Here is a 1,932-nt window from a genome sequence, read left to right on the forward strand (position 1 = left end):
TCCGGCGCGACCGGCGCACCGGATTCAAGCAACGCGGTGGCGGCGGCAAACTTCTCGCGCCGCAGCGCGTAGTCGGTCGGGATCGAACTGCCGGCGAGCGCCGTGCCGAGATTCGCGACGAGCGGTGCCAGTTGCATGGTGAGCGCCGTGTCGTCGTGGTCGATCGCGTCTCGCAACGCCTGGCGCGCGAGCGCCGGTTGGGCGGCGAGCGTGCCGGCGGCGAGCGGCGTGCGCCAGTCGGTCACGGCCTGGCAAAAGAACGCGATCAGCTTGTCCGCCAGCGGCGCTGACAGACCATGCTCCATCCGACGTTCGTCGACATACTCGAGAAACGTTATACCGGTTCCGCTTTGGCCAGGTTCCAGCGGGTCTGCATGGAGCTGCAGCGCGCCGAATGCCGCGTACAGGTCGGAGGCGACCGTCGCGAGGCCGTCCTCGTGCATCGCACCGCGCCACGCAGGCGGCAGCCCCTGTTTCCACGCGAGCACGTGGCCGCAATCCTTTGCGTCGGGTTCCGTCACGATGTACATGCGGTCGCAATATTCGAATCCGCCGAACGGCAATACGTCGAGCCTGCCACTCCAGGCGCGTGAATCCTCCTCGGCGGCTTCCTCGGCCAGTTCGAGTTCGTGGTCGATCCAGCCCTCCAGGTCGCGATAGCTGTCGCTGCCGTTGTAGAACAGTTCGCCCCAGCTGATTCCTTCGACATGACCGTTCATCTCCAGCGTCAGGTCGTAGTCGAGGCTGCCGCCGGCCGTCGTGCGCCACAAATCGAGCAGCGCGGGCGGGAGGTCGCCGTGGCAGCGGGCCTGCACGGCCGCGATCTGGTCGGCCGGCATCGGCGGCTGCGCGTCGAAGATCACACGGTCGGCAAACAGCACGATGCCGTGCGCGCGCAGGTCGGCCAGTTCAGCGTCGGAAAAGTGGGTGGCTTGCATCGGAGCGGGAGCGGTGGTGGTGGGTTGGATGTTCTCCGTCGTTCATGGGGAACGAACGGCGGTCGATAGGTCGCATCGTATCAGCGTCGCGTGGACGCTTCCGTGTCGGTCGGGCATTCATCGTTGACGACGGCCTGCCGCGTCATCCGCTCGCCACCCCCGGCTCCCCCTCCGCCGCATGCACGTCCCGCCGGAACGCGCCGGGGCTCGTGCCCGTCCATTTCCGGAACGCGCGATGAAACGCGCTCGGCTCGGTGAAGCCAAGCTCGGTTGCGATCTCTGCAACGCTGAGCGCGTGCCCGCGCAGTAGCGACTGCGCCAGCGCGCCGCGCAACTCGTCCTTGATTGCCGCGAAACTTTGCCCTTCGCTGCGCAGACGCCGCCGCAGCGTCGCGGGCGTCGTGCCGAGGCGCACGGCCAGCGTATCGAAGTCGGGCCACTCGGCAGCCGGCAGCGTCTTGAGCTGCGCGCGCGTCTTCGAGACCCAGCCCGTATCGTGCCGGTAGCGGACGAGCAGGTTGCCGGGCGCGCCGCGCAGGAAGGTCTTCAGCGCCTGCTCGGGGCGGATCGTCGGCAGCGCGAGGTACGCGGCGTTGAACGTGAGCCGGCTGTCGGGCCGGTCGAAATGCACCGGCACGCCGAAGAACTGGTGATAGTCGCTGCGCTGGTCGGGGCTCGGGCATGCGAAGTCGATGCGCTGCAGCGGGATGCGCCGGCCGATCAGCCAGCATGCGACGCCGAGCAGGATCAGCCAGAACGTCCGGTACGCGAACGCCGGGTAGGGGGCGCCCGTCTGCGTCAGCACGATCTGCGCCTGCCCGTCGGCTACGACGAGCTCGCCATGCGGCTCGTCCAGCACCACGCGCAGGAATTGCAGCGCCCGCCGCAGCGCCTTGTCGAGCGTGCGCGCGTGCAGCACCGCGTGGCACAGCAGCGTGAAGCTGCCGCGCCGCATCGGGCGCGCGGCGAGGCCGAAGAACTCGTCGTCGAGCGC

2 protein-coding genes are annotated in these 1,932 nt (G+C 68.8%); both read right to left on the bottom strand.

Annotated features, from left to right (window positions below; translation table 11 throughout):
- The coding region (locus tag JYJ84_RS35410; RefSeq protein ID WP_205190193.1) for an SMI1/KNR4 family protein at positions 1–938 on the bottom strand (938 nt) is incomplete at its 3' end.
- A gap of 142 nt (positions 939–1,080) precedes the next feature.
- The coding region (locus JYJ84_RS35415) for an AraC family transcriptional regulator (RefSeq protein ID WP_205190194.1) at positions 1,081–1,932 on the bottom strand (852 nt) is incomplete at its 5' end.

Source organism: Burkholderia sp. LMG 13014, from assembly GCF_905232215.1.
Classification (GTDB): Bacteria; Pseudomonadota; Gammaproteobacteria; order Burkholderiales; family Burkholderiaceae; genus Burkholderia.